At 58.2% G+C, this 16,458-nt stretch carries 15 protein-coding genes; 8 read left to right on the forward strand and 7 right to left on the reverse strand.

Annotation, left to right across the window (positions count from 1 at the left end):
* Window positions 1-81 precede the first annotated feature (81 nt).
* Window positions 82-1,014, forward strand: a complete 933-nt coding sequence (locus ACRAWE_RS04875) for a LysR family transcriptional regulator (RefSeq protein WP_063918539.1) — start codon at window positions 82-84, stop codon at window positions 1,012-1,014.
* Between the two features lie 476 nt (window positions 1,015-1,490).
* Here ACRAWE_RS04875 and ACRAWE_RS04880 read toward each other — a convergent pair whose 3' ends face one another.
* The 4 genes from ACRAWE_RS04880 to fliD form a co-directional block, all read right to left on the reverse strand.
* Complete coding sequence (locus ACRAWE_RS04880) at window positions 1,491-2,351, reverse strand: helix-turn-helix transcriptional regulator (protein WP_432525031.1); 861 nt, start codon at window positions 2,349-2,351, stop codon at window positions 1,491-1,493.
* 308 nt (window positions 2,352-2,659) lie between these two features.
* Window positions 2,660-3,028, reverse strand: a complete 369-nt coding sequence (gene fliT / locus ACRAWE_RS04885; protein ID WP_019452933.1) for a flagella biosynthesis regulatory protein FliT — start codon at window positions 3,026-3,028, stop codon at window positions 2,660-2,662.
* Window positions 3,028-3,438, reverse strand: coding sequence for a flagellar export chaperone FliS (fliS, locus tag ACRAWE_RS04890; RefSeq protein WP_019452932.1), 411 nt, complete (start codon window positions 3,436-3,438; stop codon window positions 3,028-3,030). The genes fliT and fliS overlap by 1 nt, the downstream gene beginning before the upstream one ends.
* 24 nt (window positions 3,439-3,462) lie before the next feature.
* A complete protein-coding gene (gene fliD / locus ACRAWE_RS04895) occupies window positions 3,463-4,863 on the reverse strand; it encodes a flagellar filament capping protein FliD (protein WP_432525033.1) in 1,401 nt (466 codons plus the stop codon).
* 281 nt (window positions 4,864-5,144) lie between these two features.
* Here fliD and ACRAWE_RS04900 point away from each other — a divergent pair, with 281 nt between their 5' ends.
* The 7 genes from ACRAWE_RS04900 (at window position 5,145) to tcyN (ending at window position 11,113) form a co-directional block, all read left to right on the forward strand.
* Window positions 5,145-6,191 (forward strand): flagellin, encoded by a 1,047-nt coding sequence (locus ACRAWE_RS04900; RefSeq protein WP_211129855.1) that lies wholly within the window; start codon window positions 5,145-5,147, stop codon window positions 6,189-6,191.
* A gap of 182 nt (window positions 6,192-6,373) precedes the next feature.
* Complete coding sequence (locus ACRAWE_RS04905; protein ID WP_004934752.1) at window positions 6,374-7,096, forward strand: RNA polymerase sigma factor FliA; 723 nt, start codon at window positions 6,374-6,376, stop codon at window positions 7,094-7,096.
* A 56-nt stretch (window positions 7,097-7,152) separates the two neighbouring features.
* A complete protein-coding gene (fliZ, locus tag ACRAWE_RS04910) occupies window positions 7,153-7,662 on the forward strand; it encodes a flagella biosynthesis regulatory protein FliZ (protein WP_025159834.1) in 510 nt (169 codons plus the stop codon).
* Window positions 7,663-7,786: 124 nt separating this feature from the next.
* Window positions 7,787-8,779 (forward strand): D-cysteine desulfhydrase, encoded by a 993-nt coding sequence (locus tag ACRAWE_RS04915; protein ID WP_198636602.1) that lies wholly within the window; start codon window positions 7,787-7,789, stop codon window positions 8,777-8,779.
* Between the two features lie 115 nt (window positions 8,780-8,894).
* Window positions 8,895-9,695, forward strand: coding sequence for a cystine ABC transporter substrate-binding protein (tcyJ, locus tag ACRAWE_RS04920; protein WP_019452927.1), 801 nt, complete (start codon window positions 8,895-8,897; stop codon window positions 9,693-9,695).
* Entirely contained in the window at window positions 9,695-10,357 is a 663-nt protein-coding gene (tcyL, locus tag ACRAWE_RS04925) for a cystine ABC transporter permease (RefSeq protein WP_025303237.1), read from the forward strand. Before tcyJ ends, tcyL begins: the two co-directional genes overlap by 1 nt.
* A gap of 3 nt (window positions 10,358-10,360) precedes the next feature.
* Entirely contained in the window at window positions 10,361-11,113 is a 753-nt protein-coding gene (gene tcyN, locus ACRAWE_RS04930; RefSeq protein WP_038876913.1) for an L-cystine ABC transporter ATP-binding protein TcyN, read from the forward strand.
* A gap of 29 nt (window positions 11,114-11,142) precedes the next feature.
* Here the strand turns inward: tcyN and ACRAWE_RS04935 are convergent, their stop codons facing one another.
* The 3 genes from ACRAWE_RS04935 to putA form a co-directional block, all read right to left on the reverse strand.
* Complete coding sequence (locus tag ACRAWE_RS04935; protein WP_019452924.1) at window positions 11,143-11,556, reverse strand: type II toxin-antitoxin system HicB family antitoxin; 414 nt, start codon at window positions 11,554-11,556, stop codon at window positions 11,143-11,145.
* 12 nt (window positions 11,557-11,568) lie between these two features.
* Complete coding sequence (locus tag ACRAWE_RS04940; RefSeq protein ID WP_019452923.1) at window positions 11,569-11,772, reverse strand: type II toxin-antitoxin system HicA family toxin; 204 nt, start codon at window positions 11,770-11,772, stop codon at window positions 11,569-11,571.
* A 163-nt stretch (window positions 11,773-11,935) separates the two neighbouring features.
* Window positions 11,936-15,907, reverse strand: a complete 3,972-nt coding sequence (putA, locus tag ACRAWE_RS04945) for a trifunctional transcriptional regulator/proline dehydrogenase/L-glutamate gamma-semialdehyde dehydrogenase (protein WP_025159833.1) — start codon at window positions 15,905-15,907, stop codon at window positions 11,936-11,938.
* Between the last annotated feature and the right edge of the window lie 551 nt (window positions 15,908-16,458).

A 16,458-nucleotide genomic window follows, 5' to 3' on the forward strand; every position in this document is an offset into this window, starting at 1 on the left:
AATGACTGCAGGTTATCATTGCTTAGTATTCACCAGTGGTGATAGGTTTTCACATTATTGATTCCAAATTGGAAACATAGGATGAAAAGCGATCTCAGCGCACTGCCGGCTTTTGTCGCCGTGGCGGAAGGCGGCAGTTTTGCCGCCGCCGCAGACAAGCTTCATCTGACCCGTTCTGCGGTCAGCAAAATCGTGTCGCGCCTGGAGGATCGGCTCGGGGTCATGTTGTTTATGCGCACCACGCGCAGCCTGAGCCTGACAGATGAAGGGGCGTTGTACTATGAACATTGCCGGCAGGCGTTGGCGAATGTGCAGGCGGCGGAAAATCAGCTGGACAGCGGCAAGATGCAGGTCAGCGGCCGCCTCAGAGTCTCGGTGCCGGTATTGTTTGGCCATCTGTGCATTGCGCCCTTGCTGACGGCGCTGGCGAATGAGCACCCGCTATTGACGCTGGAGATGTCGTTCAGCGATCGCAGGATCGATCTGATCGACGAGGGATTCGATCTGGCGGTGCGCATCGGTGAGCTGGCGGACAGCGGCAGTCTGGTTGCCCGGCGACTGGGGGAACACGGCATGATCCTCTGCGCCTCGCCCGATTACGTACAGCGCCACGGCGAGCCCAGGACGCCGGAAGCGTTAAGCCGGCATCAGGCCGTCGGGTATTTACACGGCGGCGTCGTGTTGCCCTGGCAGCTGCGCGGCGCAGACGGTGAACTCCGGTCGTTCAGGCCGCCGGCCAAGATGATGATGGATGATATGCAGGGGATCGTCGATGCGGTTTCCGCCGGTGCCGGCATTGCGTGGCTGCCGGAGTGGCTGGTGCGTGATCGGTTGATGGCGGGGACGTTGACGGAGGTCATGCGCGGTGAGTCCAGCCTCAGTTTTCCGGTGAGCGTTGTGTGGCCCTTTATGCCTTATCAGCCGCTTAAGGTGCGGCTGGCGGTGGACAAACTGGTGGCGGAGCTGCCGGGAAAATTGGCGCTTGTTGCGCCGTCGATGTCGCATCGGCCATGACCGGTGCCCGCACCGGCGGGAAAGGGAGGGCAATGCACCGAATAGAGGGATGAAACCTGTGCTGCCGGGCTTATTGAATGCGCAGGCGAGCGTTTATTATAACCTTATTAGTAGGGTTATTATTCGAGACGGGTCAATGAGCAGTAAAAGCGAATCCAGATGGCGTTTGATCAGTATTTTAATGTTGACGGTGCTCGCCGTGTTAATTGGCATTTTGGTCAAACTGGATTGAAGTCTGACCAGGCGATAAAAAGCCTGGTCGTCTTATTGTGCGGCAAGTAAGCGCATCATGTCTTCTTCATACAGTAGTGCCAACAGCCACAGCCCCAACAACATTATTGCCAGAGAAAATAACCGCTTTTCATTATGCATCGTTTAATTCGCTGTTCGGCGGGTGGACGTTACATAGCGTATCTCAGCATTGTTACAACCGTTAAGGGCTTGTGTTAAATAAAACCGTTTTGTTGCGCGTCTATTTAGGTTTCTCCGGCGACTATCGCCTCGCCCCCCTGGAGGCCGGGCTCCATAATTCTCTGGTGGCCGCGAATGGCGGTAGGCGCAAAACCGAAGCGTTTACGAAAACGTTCGGCGAAACGCGACGCACTTTCATAGCCGACATGTTGCGCAATGGCGGAGATAGGCCAGTCGGTCGACTGCAGCAGGGCCAGCGCGCTGCTCATACGCACGTCGATCATCAGATTGCGCAACGCGGTATTTTCCATCGACAGTTTGCGACGCAGCATCACTTCGCTCATCGACAGGCTTTCCGCGACTTTGGCCGCTGTCCAAATGCTGTGCGGATCGGTCGCCAGGCAGCGGCGCACGCGCTGCGTGAGATCCTTGGCTTCGTTATGGATGAAGCGAATACCGAACTGGGCCAACCACAGCAGAATTTCCAGCATTTTGTGCCGCACGATGAGGGTGGGAAAACGCTGCCGAAGCGCCAGTGCCAGGCTGGTGGTCTCAAAGCTGTGTTTCAGGGCACAGGGCAGGTTGCGCAGCGTCAGGACGGCGTCGAACGGCATCGGTGGCGGCATTTCTTCTACCGGCGGCTGGACGTTGAGCAGCAGCGGATCGCAGGTCAGCACCTGACAGCTGAAAACACCTTCTTCGGATGGGCCATTAATAATGTCCACCGTTTGACCGCCGTCGATAATCAACAGCTCGCCGGGATGAGCCACCACTTCCTGTTGTTGCCAGCGTACGCGCTTATGGCCTTGTTGTATCAGATACAGATGTGGTTGCTCAAAATAGACTGAAGGGAATAATAATTCAGTATGCTGAATGATGTGCGCTGAGGCACCAATTCCAGGACAGAGATTAATTGTACGTTCCATCGATATTCATTTCGCAGCCATTATCTGAGAATATCTTTACGCTTTGATCAGCGTCGGAGCAACATTTTTCCATGGGCCGTGAAACACAGCGGCGAGTTTTATCTATCAAAAATCAATTTCCTGCTGAACAGAAAACGTCCGTGTCGGGATGATGTTTATCCATTAAAGTGAGAGCAAAGCTCAAAGCGCGCATTTTACCAATTACCCATAAACTGAATAATTCAAATGCCATAGATTAATATCCTAACCTAACCCGAGAGTAATAGCGCATAGTGCTATTTAATCCATTTTCGCCGGTATTGTCGATCTTATCGGACCTGTGGCTCCCCCAACAGCAGCGAACGGTCGTTAAACTGACCGTAGGTATTATTGACCACGTTTTGGCGCGTGGACTGTTCGATCAGCATTTTCAGCTCATCCATGCGCTGCTGCAGCAGGCGTTTTAGTTCGGTTTCGTTGTCGAGAATTTGCTGCAACTTATTGCGCAGCATCTCCTGCAACGCCATTGACGGGCCGGCCTGGCCGGTAAAGGCGGCGGTTTTTTCCACCGCCGTCACGTAGGCGAATTCGAGCTCAACGAGCTCTTCCCAGCGCCCGGTCTGCGCCAGCGCGATCATCTGGCTGCTCAGGGCATAGATTTGTTGATAAGCGGCTAAGAGCTGTTGTTGACGTTCCATTACACGGCGTCCTGCGAAGGGTGGTAGTTGGGGCCGATCTGGCGCCAGGCGTCGGCGATGTTTTCCAGCAGCTTGACCACTTCGGCGATCGCCTCTTCGTCGTTGTGCAGGTTGGCCTGCATCAGCCGGCGTTTCATATAGTCATACAGCGCCGCCAGGTTTTCGGCGATCTCGCCGCCCTGTTGATGGTCGAGGCCGCTTTTCAGGCCGTTGTCGATGATGTTGATGGCTTTGGACAGCGCCATGCCTTTGCCTGCGATATCGCCCTGGTTCATCAAAATGCGTGCGCGAAGCAGGGCGCTGAGCGCCCCGTCGAACAACATCACGATTAACTGGTGCGGGCTGGCGCTCATGGCGCCGCTTTCCAGACTGACCTGTGCGTAGGCCTGAGTGCCGCTACGGTTATACATGTTGTTTCTTTACCTGATTAAGGGTTACTTGAACTGTTGAGCCAAATAGTTACTGGTGCCGTTCATTTTCGACATCATGGTATCCAGCTGAACGAACTGCTGCTTATAGCGATCGATGGTGTTCTGAATGCTGGCGGTGACCGTGGTGATCTGGCTGTTCAGGCGATCGAGGTTGGTGTTGATGCTCTTGGTCGAGTTCTCGATGATGCCGCCGGATTTGATGTAGCTTTGGATCTGGTTGTGGATCTCGGTGGCCATGCCGGTGTCTTTGCCGTTGCCGACGAAGAAGTTGGTGACCTGATCCGGTTTTTCATCCATCGCTTTTTTCAGCTTGGTGCTGTCGATTTCCAGCTTGCCGGTTTTGGTGTTGGTGGAGATGCCGAGGTTGCCCAGGCCTTTCAACTCAGGGTTATCCTGCGCTGCGCTGAGGGCGCTTTTGATCGAAGACTGAACGCCGCGCAGGGTGTTGTCGCCGAGCAGCGGGCCGTTGCTTGGGTTTGGCGCTTCGCCGGTTTTCACCGGGGTATATTTGGTCAGCGCATTAAAGGTATCCAGCAGCGAGTTATAGCTGTCGACCCACTCTTTGATCTTGTCGGTGGTGCCGGCGGTGTTGGTGCTGATCACCAGGTGTTGCGGTTCATCGGTTTTGGTTTTGGTTTTCAGATCGATGGTGACGCCTTGCAGGGCATCGCTGATCGAGTTGGTGCTGCGCTTGATAGCGGTGCCGTTCACCGTCAGCTCCGCATCCTGTGGCTCGACCGTCTGCTTCATGGCGGTGCCGGTGCCGCGGGTGGCGTTGTAGTTCAGGATATCGCCCAGCTTGTCGTCGTTATCGACCTGCAGAGAAATCTTGTTGTTTTCGCCGGTGGTGGAAGAGCTGACCGCCAACTGATAGTCGTTGTCGCCGACGCGCATGATGCTGGCGGTGACGCCGGCTTTGGCGCCGTTGATGGCGTCGCGCAGCTCCAGCAGCGAGGTTTGATCGTCGCTGAGCGGGATCTTGGTGGCTTTCGGCGGGTTGCCGGCGGTGATGGTCAATGAGCGGTCCGTCACGCCTTCAGCGCCTAACTTAGCGCCCTGGTCGCTGACTTTCGCCTGCGTGGTCAGGGTTTGCGCCTGCGCCAGTTTGTTCACTTCCACCACGTAGTTACCCGGCACTGCCTTGGCGTTGGTGGTGATTTTAAAGGCGTCGTGTTCGGTGGCGGTGGTGGCTTTAAAGAAGTCCTCTTTCGCCATCTCTTTGCTGAGATTGTCGAACTTTTCCAGTGCACCCTTCAGCGTGCCGTAACCGGTCAGCTGTGCGTTATAGCTGGACTGTTTGGTGGTGTAAGGGGTCAGGCGCTGTTGTTCCGCTTTAGTCAGCTTATCCAGCAGGCCGTTGAGGTCGAGTCCTGAGCCGAGACCTAATGAACTGATCGTTGCCATGAGTAATTCTCCTTGATTATGACTTTATTCGCTTTACGCGTTATCGGCCCAGTAATGAAAAAGTTTACCGAAAAAAACAAAAAAACGATGGCGCAATAGAGGAGGGAAAAAGCGCGTTATTTCCGCCATTGCCGCAGACGTAAAAAAAAATAAAAAAATTCTAAAGGTTGTTGGGGGAGGGCCGATACCTGAGGGGACGGTGGTTGACGCCGTGGGCAAACAAGCCCGAACCTTTTAACTGTGTTGCGAAGAACGCAACTGACTCGTAAGGAAAGCAAACAATGGCACAAGTAATCAACACTAACAGCCTGTCTCTGATGGCGCAGAACAACCTGAACAAATCTCAGTCTTCTCTGGGCACTGCGATTGAGCGTCTGTCTTCCGGTCTGCGTATCAACAGCGCTAAAGACGACGCTGCGGGTCAGGCGATCTCCAACCGTTTCACCGCTAACATCAAAGGTCTGACTCAGGCTTCCCGTAACGCCAACGACGGTATCTCTCTGGCGCAGACCACTGAAGGCGCACTGAACGAAGTTAACGACAACCTGCAGAACATCCGTCGTCTGACCGTACAGGCGCAGAACGGTTCTAACTCCACCAGCGACCTGAAATCCATCCAGGACGAAATCACTCAGCGTCTGTCTGAAATCAACCGTATTTCCTCGCAGACCGACTTCAACGGCGTGAAAGTGCTGAGCAGCGATCAGAAACTGACCATCCAGGTTGGCGCTAACGACGGCGAAACCATCGATATCGACCTGAAAAAGATTGATTCAAAAGAGCTGGGTCTGGATACCTTCAACGTGACCGACAAAGGTCCTAAACTGGGTGCAGAAGTTACCGGTACTGTGAACGTTGGCGGTAAAGATCTGACTGTTGACCCAATGGCTGCAGGTAAAAAACTGTTCTCTGGTAAAGATGTTGATGGCAAAGATACTTTCTTTGTTGAGACTACCGATGCCAAAGGCGCCAAAACCTACAAATCAGCAACCATCGCTGAAGACGGTGCAACCGCAGGCAAGGCTAAAATCACCGAAGGTGCCGATGCCAAGATGTCCAACCCTCTGGAAACTCTGGACAAAGCGCTGGCACAGGTTGACGGTCTGCGTTCTTCCCTGGGTGCGGTACAGAACCGTTTCGATTCTGTTATCAACAACCTGAACAGCACCGTGAACAACCTGGCTGCTTCTCAGTCTCGTATCCAGGACGCTGACTACGCGACCGAAGTGTCCAACATGAGCCGTGCCAACATCCTGCAACAGGCTGGCACCTCTGTTCTGGCACAGGCTAACCAGTCTACTCAGAACGTACTGTCCCTGCTGCGTTAATCGTCTCTCCCGATTAACTGTCGCAAAAAGACCCCGCTTCGGCGGGGTTTTTTTATGTTCGCGCACCGCGCGGTTATTACATGGCACAAATAAAGCCTGTTTTGTGCGACTGTTCAGCCGATTGGCATTTCCCCCCCTAAGCATAATAGCGCTGACTCTCTTATCCGCAGGTTTAAGACATAGTGAGCGATCTGTATACCGCCGAAGGCGTGATGGACAAAAATTCTCTCTGGCTGCGCTACGTCCCGTTAGTGCGCCACGAGGCGTTGCGCCTGCAGGTCAGGCTGCCCGCCAGCGTGGAGCTCGACGATTTGCTGCAGGCCGGAGGAATCGGGTTATTGAACGCCGTTGAGCGTTATGACGCCCTACAGGGAACCGCCTTTACCACCTATGCGGTGCAGCGCATTCGTGGCGCGATGCTCGACGAGCTGCGCAGCCGCGACTGGGTGCCACGCAGCGTGCGGCGCCATGCGCGCGAGGTCGCGCAGGTGATGCGGCAACTGGAACAGCGTTATGGCCGTCCGGCGAGTGAGACGGAAGTGGCGCAGACGCTGAATATCTCGCTGGATGAGTACCGTCAAATTCTGTTGGACACCAATAACAGCCAGCTTTTCTCCTACGACGAATGGCGCGAGGAGCATGGCGAGAACGCGGAACCGATGCTGGAAGGGCATGAAGAGGCCAACCCGCTGCATCACCTGTTGGAAGGCAGCCTGCGCCAGCGAGTGATCGACGCCATCGAGGCGTTGCCGGAGCGCGAAAAAATGGTGCTGACGCTGTATTACCAGGAAGAGTTGAACCTCAAGGAGATCGGCGCCGTGCTGGACGTCGGGGAATCCCGCGTCAGCCAACTGCACAGTCAGGCGATCAAACGGCTGCGCGCGCGGCTGGCGAACGATACCTGACGGCGGCTCGCCGCCCCCTCAACTCGAAGACTCATGCGACAATCGGACTGCCCCTTATGCCAGGAATACTGTTGAAAAAACGGCCGCTTAGCCGTTACCTGAAAGATTACAAGCACAGCCAGACCCATTGCTCCCAGTGCGGTAAACTGTTGGACCGCATGGCGCTGGTGTTTCGCGGCAAGATCATCAATAAAGAAGCCATCGCGCGCATGGATCAGCCGATCGACGACGCGGTCTGGCTGAACGTACAGCATGAGCTGACCGCGCTGTGCCGCTTTTGCAGCGAGATCTCCTGCAACAGCCACCCGAGCTATTTCGACATCATGGCGTTCAAACAGTATCTGTTCGAACAGACCGAGATGAGCCACAGCACCATCCGCGAGTATGTGGTGCGGCTGCGCCGGCTGGACGAAATGCTGGTGGCGCGCAACTACCCGGCGGACAAGTTCGCCAACAGCGCCAGCCATCAGCGCATCATCGACGATCTGCCTTCCGCGGCGCACAACAACTACCGCATTGCGCTGCGCAAATACGATCAGTATCTCGCCTGGCAGCGCAGCTACTGAGCTTTACCCCGGCCGTTGGGCCGGGGCTGGCTGTTTCCCCCGTGATAAAGGATGATTATTCAGTTCACATCTGCTAAATCTATCGGTTATCAGATGTTGATATTCGATTCCCTGGGGGGAAGTAGTGAACCTGCAACAACAACTGGCGCAATTCCCGCGCCTGGACCTGGTTGGCGCCGCCACACCGCTGGAAAAGCTGTCCCGTCTTTCCGATTATCTCGGCCGCGATATTTACCTTAAGCGTGACGACGTCACTCCTATGGCAATGGGCGGCAACAAGCTGAGAAAGCTTGAGTTTCTGGCCGCCGACGCCCTGCGCCAAGGCGCCGACACGCTGGTCACCGCCGGTGCCATTCAATCCAACCACGTGCGCCAGACGGCGGCGGTGGCAGCGAAGCTGGGCCTGCATTGCGTCGCGCTGTTGGAAAATCCTATCGACACCCGCGCAGAAAATTATCTGACTAACGGCAACCGCCTGCTGCTCGGCCTGTTCAACGCCGAAGTGGTGATGTGCGAAGCGTTGCACGATCCGCAGCAGCAGTTGGCGGAACTGGCCACGCGCCTTGAAGCGCAGGGCTTCCGGCCTTACGTGGTGCCGGTGGGTGGCTCCAATGCGCTGGGCGCGCTGGGGTATGTGCAGTGCGCATTGGAAATCGCTGAGCAGAGTCAGCGCAGCAACGTGGCGTTCAGCTCGGTGGTGGTGGCCTCCGGCAGCGCCGGTACCCACGCCGGGCTGGCGGTGGGGCTGCAGCAGCTGTTGCCGGAAACCGAGCTGATCGGCGTGACGGTTTCGCGCACCGTGATCGATCAGCTGCCGAAGGTTGAGCAGATCCAAAAGGCCCTGGCCTGTTCGCTGAATATCGACGAACTGGCACCGATCGCGCTGTGGGACGATTACTTCGCGCCGCAGTACGGCATGCCGAATGAAGAAGGCATGGCGGCGGTGCAGTTGCTGGCGCAGCAAGAGGGCGTGTTGCTGGATCCGGTATACACCGGCAAGGCGATGGCCGGTTTGATCGACGGCATCGCCCAGCGGCGTTTCCGCGATGAGGGGCCTATTCTGTTCGTTCACACCGGCGGTGCGCCGGCGCTGTTCGCCTATCATCCGCAGGTGTAAATACCGCTTGTTATTCCATTTTGAACTATATTTATAAAGTTATATTCCTTTATGCGGACGGACGCACTGTTAAAGTGCTGATATCAAAAAAGATAAATAACACACAGGGGTGTTTATGATGTTTGCGAAAGTTCGTCGTCAATGGCTGTTGGGCGTAGTGGGTGTCGCGTTGGCCGCCGGTTTGTCGACGCAAACCTATGCCGCCGACAATCTGCTGCAGCAGGTGAAACAGCGCGGTACGCTGATCGTCGGGCTGGAAGGCACCTATCCGCCGTTCAGCTTCCAGGGTGAAGACGGCAAGCTGACCGGTTTCGAAGTGGATTTCGCCAACGCGTTGGCGGAACACCTAGGCGTGAAAGCCAAGCTGAACCCGACCAAATGGGACGGCATGCTGGCTTCGCTGGACTCGAAACGTATCGACGTGGTCATCAACCAGGTGACCCTCTCCGATGAGCGCAAGAAGAAATATGACTTCTCCACCCCTTACACCGTTTCCGGTATTCAGGCGCTGGTGAAGAAAGGCAACGAAGGCACCATCACCAAGCCGGAAGACCTGAAGGGCAAGAAGGTTGGCGTGGGTCTTGGCACCAACTATGAACAGTGGCTGCGCGCGAACGTGCAGGGCGTGGACGTGCGTACCTACGACGACGACCCGACCAAGTATCAGGATCTGCGCGTTGGCCGCATCAACGCCATTCTGGTGGATCGTCTGGCGGCGCTGGATCTGGTGAAGAAAACCGGTGATACGCTGGCGGTAGCCGGCCCGGCGTTCTCTCGTCAGGAGTCCGGCGTGGCGCTGCGCAAAAATAACCCAGAGCTGCTGGCCGCGATTGATCAGGCGATCGCCGAGATGCAAAAAGACGGCACGATGGCGAAGATCTCCGAGAAATGGTTTGGCGCGGACGTAACTAAATAATGCACGAAAGTATTCAACTGGCGCTGGATTCAGCGCCATTTTTATTGAAGGGCGCCATACTGACGCTTCAGCTCAGCCTGGGCGGGATGGCGTTGGGATTGCTGCTCGGTTTTCTGCTGGCGCTGATGCGCCTTTCGCCGCTGTGGCCGCTGTCGTGGCTGTCGCGCATTTACGTGTCGCTGTTCCGCGGCACGCCGTTGATCGCCCAGCTGTTTATGATCTATTACGGTCTGCCGCAGTTCGGCATCGAATTCGATCCCTTCCCGGCGGCGCTGATTGGCCTGTCGCTCAATACCGCCGCCTACACCTCGGAAACGCTGCGCGCGGCGATTTCGTCGATCGATAAAGGGCAGTGGGAAGCCGCCGCCAGCATCGGCATGACCCGCTGGCAAACTCTGCGCCGGGTGATCCTGCCGCAGGCGGCGCGCACCGCCTTGCCGCCGCTCGGCAACAGCTTTATCGGTCTGGTGAAGGACACCTCGCTGGCCGCCACCATTCAGGTACCGGAACTGTTCCGTCAGGCGCAGCTGATCACCTCGCGCACGCTGGAAGTGTTCACCATGTACCTGGCGGCCTCGCTGATTTACTGGGTGATGGCGACCCTGCTTTCCGCACTGCAAAACCGTCTGGAAGCCCACGTAAATCGCCAGGATCAGGAGTAACGCATGAGTGCCATTGAAGTTAAACAGTTGACCAAGCAGTTCAAGGGTCAGACGGTGCTGCATGGAATCGATCTGGCGGTGGACGCCGGCGAAGTGGTGGCGATCATCGGGCCGAGCGGTTCGGGGAAAACCACCTTGTTGCGTTGCATCAACCTGCTGGAGGAGCCGGATTCCGGCACCATTCGCGTCGGCGATATCCTGATCGACGGCAGCAAACCGCTGAGCAAACAGAAGAACCAGGTGCGTGCGCTGCGTCAGCAGGTTGGCTTCGTGTTCCAGAACTTCAACCTGTTCCCGCATCGTTCGGTGCTGGAAAACATTATCGAAGGGCCGGTTATCGTCAAGGGCGAAGCAAAAGCCAGCGCTGAACAGCGCGCTCGTGCGTTGCTGGCCAAGGTGGGGCTGAGCGGCAAAGAGCAGGCCTATCCGCGGCGGTTGTCCGGCGGGCAGCAACAGCGGGTGGCTATTGCGCGCGCGCTGGCGATGCAGCCGGAGGTGATTTTGTTCGATGAGCCGACCTCGGCGCTCGATCCCGAGTTGGTGGGGGAAGTGCTCAATACCATGCGCTCACTGGCGGAAGAGAAACGCACCATGGTGATTGTCACCCATGAGATGAGCTTCGCCCGCGACGTGGCCGACCGGGTTATCTTTATGGACCATGGCCGCATCGTCGAACAGGGCCCGGCCAAAGCGCTGTTCGCCAACCCGCAGCACCAGCGCACCCAGCAATTCCTCGACAAGTTTCTGAATCAATAAGGCGGCGGGGGAGCTTCCCCCGACTGCGTTCACTCCACTTTCAACAATTCATTTCGCGCGGCGGCGGCGAGAAACCCGCTGCGGCTGCCGTATCCAGGATGTTGCCGAACCAGAGAATCAATGCGGCTTAACAGTCGGTGGGGCAGCGTGATATTGATTCGCTCGGCCCGGCCGTCAAACTTATCCATATTGATAGCGATCAACAGCCACTGCCCCCCCTCGAAGGATTCCGCGTTTTTGGCAAGATGCACGGCGACGGCCCGCGGACGCGGTATCGGCTGATTGTCTTCGCTCAACAACTCAAAGTGCGCATCCAGCGCGCTTTGGGCATCGGCAAAGGCGTCGTCCAGGCTGGCGCCGGCGAAATAACAACCGGGGACATCGGGAAAGAAACCGCTGGCACTGCCGTCTGATTCGGTATGGATATAAGCGGGATAAAACATGGTTTCTCCTGTCTAACGCGTGGCGATGTGAAGTGCAGTTAACCCCGCGTCTTTAAGTATCTGCCGCAGCGTGCCCAGCTTGAGATTTTTCTTTGGGTGCGGCACGGTGATGATCAGCGCAAAATCGGGATGTTTGAATTGATGGTGGCTGCCTTTTACCCGCCGCAATACCCAGCCGTGGCTTTCCAGCAGCGCGATCAGCTCTGAACTCTTCACGATGTTATCGTCCTTAATCTACACACCATACACACTCTCAGGCAAGGAGATTAATACGCTAACGACTGGCCGGGCGGCGGACAATAAAAAACCCTGCACGAGTGCAGGGTTTGCGTAGCGGTAAGCAAATCAGGCGGCGACGTGTCGCCGCCTTGACGATGCGTTAACCGATGGTCATCAGGCTGGCGTTGCCGCCGGCGGCGGCGGTGTTGACGCTCAGCGAACGTTCGATCAGCAGGCGCTCCAACAGAATGTTGGTTTCCCCGTGGGCGAAGCCCTGCACCGAAACGATGGCGCCGCCGCGCTGGGCGATCTGCTCGCACAGGGTGCGCAGTTGGTCGGCATCGCCGTGGTAGATGGCGGCGTCGAACTCAACCTTATCCTGCTGCCAGTCTTTGCTGAAGGCGATACGCGCCTGCACATCGTTCGGCAAGCGGCGGAACAGATTGCGCTGCAGTTCCGCTTCCGGCCACAGCGCGCAGCTGCCGACCGCCAGCACGGCGGCCAGCTGGATCAGCGCATCGGCTTCGTTATCCGCCAGGCACAGCACGCGTTCACGCGGCAACAGGGCATAGGTATTGCGCTCGCCGGTCGGCCCTGGCAGCGGACGGACGGTGCCGCCCTGGCCCAGTTCCGCATAGCGCTGCGCCAATGCCGCCAGTTCGCCGTGTTGGCTGGTGACCGCCCATTTCTCCAGCGATTGCAGCGCGCCCAGCAGCTGCGGCCGTGCGGTGGCTTCCATTGGGCGCTCCTCGTCCTGGCGCTGCAGCGTGCGCTGCAGCGCGTCGTCCGGCCGGTTGGCCAAAAGACGGTACAGGTACAGCGGGCCGCCGGCTTTCGGGCCGGTGCCCGACAGGCCTTCGCCGCCGAACGGCTGCACGCCGACCACTGCGCCCACCATGTTGCGGTTAACGTACAGGTTGCCGACCTTGGCGCGCTCGGTCACCCGGGCGATGGTTTCATCGATACGGGTGTGAATGCCCAGCGTCAGGCCGTAACCGGCGGCGTTGATCTGATCGACCAGCGCGTCCAGGTTGTTGCGCTGGAAGCGTACGACGTGCAGCACCGGGCCGAAGATCTCTTTCTGCAGCTCGTCGAAGCTGTCGAGCTCGATCAACGTCGGCTTGATGAAGGTGCCGCGCGCCCACTCTTTTTCATCCTGCGTGCTACCTTTGGCGGCCTGGTACACCTTGCGGCCTTTGGCACGCATCGCCTGGATGTGGCGCTCGATGCCGGTTTTGGCTTCGGCATCGATCACCGGGCCCACGTCGGTGGACAGGCGCTCCGGGTTGCCCATGCGGCATTCGGCCATCGCGCCGCGCAGCATCTGCAGCGTGTGTTCGGCCACGTCTTCCTGAATGCACAGGATACGCAGCGCGGAGCAGCGTTGGCCGGCGCTGTCGAAGGCGGAGGCCACCACGTCGGTGACGACCTGTTCAGTCAGGGCGGAAGAGTCTACGATCATGGCGTTCAGGCCGCCGGTTTCGGCGATCAGCGGCGTTGGACGGCCCTGCGGATCCAGACGACCGGCGATGCTGCGCTGCAGAATGCCGGCGACGTCGGTGGAGCCGGTGAACATCACGCCGCGTACGCGGGCGTCGTTGACCAGCGTCGAGCCGACGGTTTCACCCTGGCCTGGCAGCAGCTGCAGCACGCCTTGCGGAATACCGGCTTCCAGCAGGATGCGCACCGCCTGAGCGGCCACCAGCGGCGTTTGCTCGGCCGGTTTGGCCAACACGCTGTTGCCTGCCGCCAGCGCGGCGGCGATCTGGCCGGTGAAGATCGCCAGCGGGAAGTTCCACGGGCTGATGCAGACTACCGGGCCCAGCGGGCGGTGGCTGTCGTTGGCGAAATCGTCGCGCACCTGGCCGGCGTAGTAGTGCAGGAAGTCGACCGCTTCACGCACTTCGGCGATGGCGTTGTTGAAGGTTTTACCCGCTTCGCGCACCAGAATGCCCAGCAGGCTTTGCAGCTGGCTTTCCATCAGTTCGGCGGCGCGTTCGAGGATCGCGGCGCGCTCCGTTGGCGGTGTCGCGAACCAGATTGGGCCGGCGGCCGCGGCGGCGTCGAGCGCGCGGCTGACTTCGCCTTCGGTGGCTTCACGCACGTAGCCGACCACATCGCCCGGCTCGGCCGGGTTGATCACCGGCTGTTCCACGCCCTGATCCAACTCGGCGTCGATAATAGGTTCCGCGCGCCACGGATGGCTGGCGCTGGTGAGCAGGGCGCTGGACAGCGAGGCCAGACGCTGTTCGTTGGACAGATCCAGACCGCTGGAGTTGGTGCGTTTCTCGCCATACAGCTCGCGCGGCAGCGGTATGCGCGGATGCGGCAGGCCCATCTGGCCTTCGCTGGCCGCCATGGCTTCCACGGCGCTGACCGGATCGGCCACCAGCTCGTCGAGCGGCAGGGTGGCGTCGGCGATGCGGTTGACGAACGAGGTGTTGGCGCCGTTTTCCAACAGGCGACGCACCAGGTAGGCCAGCAGCGTTTCATGGGTGCCGACCGGCGCATAGATGCGGCACGGGCGGTTCAGTTTGCCGTCGGCCACTTTACCCACCACCTGTTCGTACAGCGGTTCACCCATGCCGTGCAGGCACTGGAACTCATACTGGCCAGGGTAGTAGTTGTTGCCGGCCAGGTGATAGATGGCGCTCAGGGTATGGGCGTTGTGGGTGGCGAACTGCGGATAGATCAGGTTCGGCACCGACAGCAGCTTGCGGGCGCAGGCCAGGTAGGAAACGTCGGTGTACACCTTACGGGTGTAAACCGGGTAGCCTTCCAGGCCGTCCATCTGGGCGCGTTTGATTTCGCTGTCCCAGTAGGCGCCCTTCACCAGACGGATCATCAGGCGACGACGGCTGCGTTGCGCCATGTCGATCACCGCGTCGATGGCGAACGGGCAGCGTTTCTGGTAGGCCTGAATCACGAAGCCGATGCCGTTCCAACCGGCCAGCTGCGGCTCGAAGCACAGCTTCTCCAGCAGATCGAGCGAGATCTCCAGACGGTCGGCCTCTTCGGCGTCGATGTTGATGCCGATATCGTACTGGCGCGCCTGCAGGGTCAGCGACAGCAGGCGCGGGTAGAGTTCTTCCATGACGCGTTCGTACTGCGCGCGGCTGTAGCGCGGGTGCAGAGCGGACAGTTTGATGGAGATGCCGGGGCCTTCATAGATGCCGCGGCCGTTGGAGGCTTTGCCGATGGCGTGGATCGCCTGCTGGTAGGAAACCAGGTAGGCCTGAGCGTCGGCCTCGGTCAGGGCGGCTTCGCCCAGCATGTCATAAGAGTAGCGGAAGCCTTTTTCTTCCAGCTTGCGCGCGTTGGCCAGCGCTTCGGCGATGGTTTCGCCGGTCACGAACTGCTCGCCCATCAGGCGCATCGCCATGTCCACGCCTTTGCGGATCAGCGGTTCGCCGCTCTTGCTGATGATGCGGTTCAGCGAGCGGGACAGGTTGGCTTCGTTATGGGTCGACACCAGCTTGCCGGTGAACAGCAGGCCCCAGGTGGCGGCGTTGACGAACAGCGACGGGCTGCGCCCCAGGTGCGAGTGCCAGTTGCCGTTGCTGATCTTGTCGCGGATCAGGGCGTCGCGGGTCGGTTTGTCCGGAATGCGCAGCAGCGCTTCCGCCAGGCACATCAGCGCCACACCTTCCTGCGAGGAGAGGGAGAACTCTTGCAGCAGGCCTTGCACCATGCCGGCGCGGCCATTTGCACTTTTTTGGTTACGCAGCTTCTCGGCGATGCCGTAGGCCATTTTGTGAGTGGCCTGTGCAAGATCGGCGGGTAATCGCGCCTGTTCGAGCAACATCGGCACCGCTTCGGTCTCTGGACGGCGATATGCGGCGGTGATGGCGGCGCGGGTGACTGACTGCGGCAGAATTTGTTCGGCGAAATCGAGGAATGGTTGGTGTGACTCTTCCTGCGCTTGCGGCATAATGTCGTCCGCTTCAGGCTGGCCCGCTGCGGCCAGCGCTGGAATTTCAGGAATATCGGTACCGCTCTCGAGACGCTCGAGGTAATTAAAGATGGCCTGCTTGATGAGCCAGTGCGGCGTGCGATCGATGCGCTGCGCGGCGCTCTTGATCCGGTCGCGTGTTGCCTCGTCGAGTTTCACGCCCATTGTGGTAGTGCCCATGCCTGTCCAACTCCTGTGTTTAGAACCTATCCCATCAGGCTAGACAAACAGCAGGCCGGAAAGCCTGTTGGGATAGGTTCGTGAGATGTGTGGTGTTAAGAATGCAGACAATATCCTGCATGTTGCAACTTTGTGCAACCTTGTTAAATCAGGCTGATGAGTGAAGTGTGAGTTTCATCGATTTTTTAACATGGACAGTTGGCATGAATGTTGCGTTATTGAGCGAATGCGGCGGGGTTTATTATGCCGCAGGCGCTTTACCTTGCGGTATATAAGGGTAATCACCAGGTGCAACTCATTTTGTTTGTCGTGAGTGCAACCTGCAGGCCCGGTAAATGTGACGCAGGGTAAACTTTGTGTAACTTTGTTGTTAAATATCTTGTTGGTTGATGAAAGGCTCATCTAGGATAACCGACGGTCAACAATTACGGGCAGAAACTATTTTACCTGCACTTGCTCGCAGGCTGCGCCACGTTCCGGCGCGGCGGCCAGTGAAATGCATTGCGCGTGGGTTTACCAGCGCCGGCTTGGCCGGAGCGAAACGCGAATAA

Origin of the sequence: Serratia sp. BFP-2025, from assembly GCF_050880365.1 — a bacterium.
Classification (GTDB): domain Bacteria; phylum Pseudomonadota; class Gammaproteobacteria; order Enterobacterales; family Enterobacteriaceae; genus Serratia; species Serratia surfactantfaciens.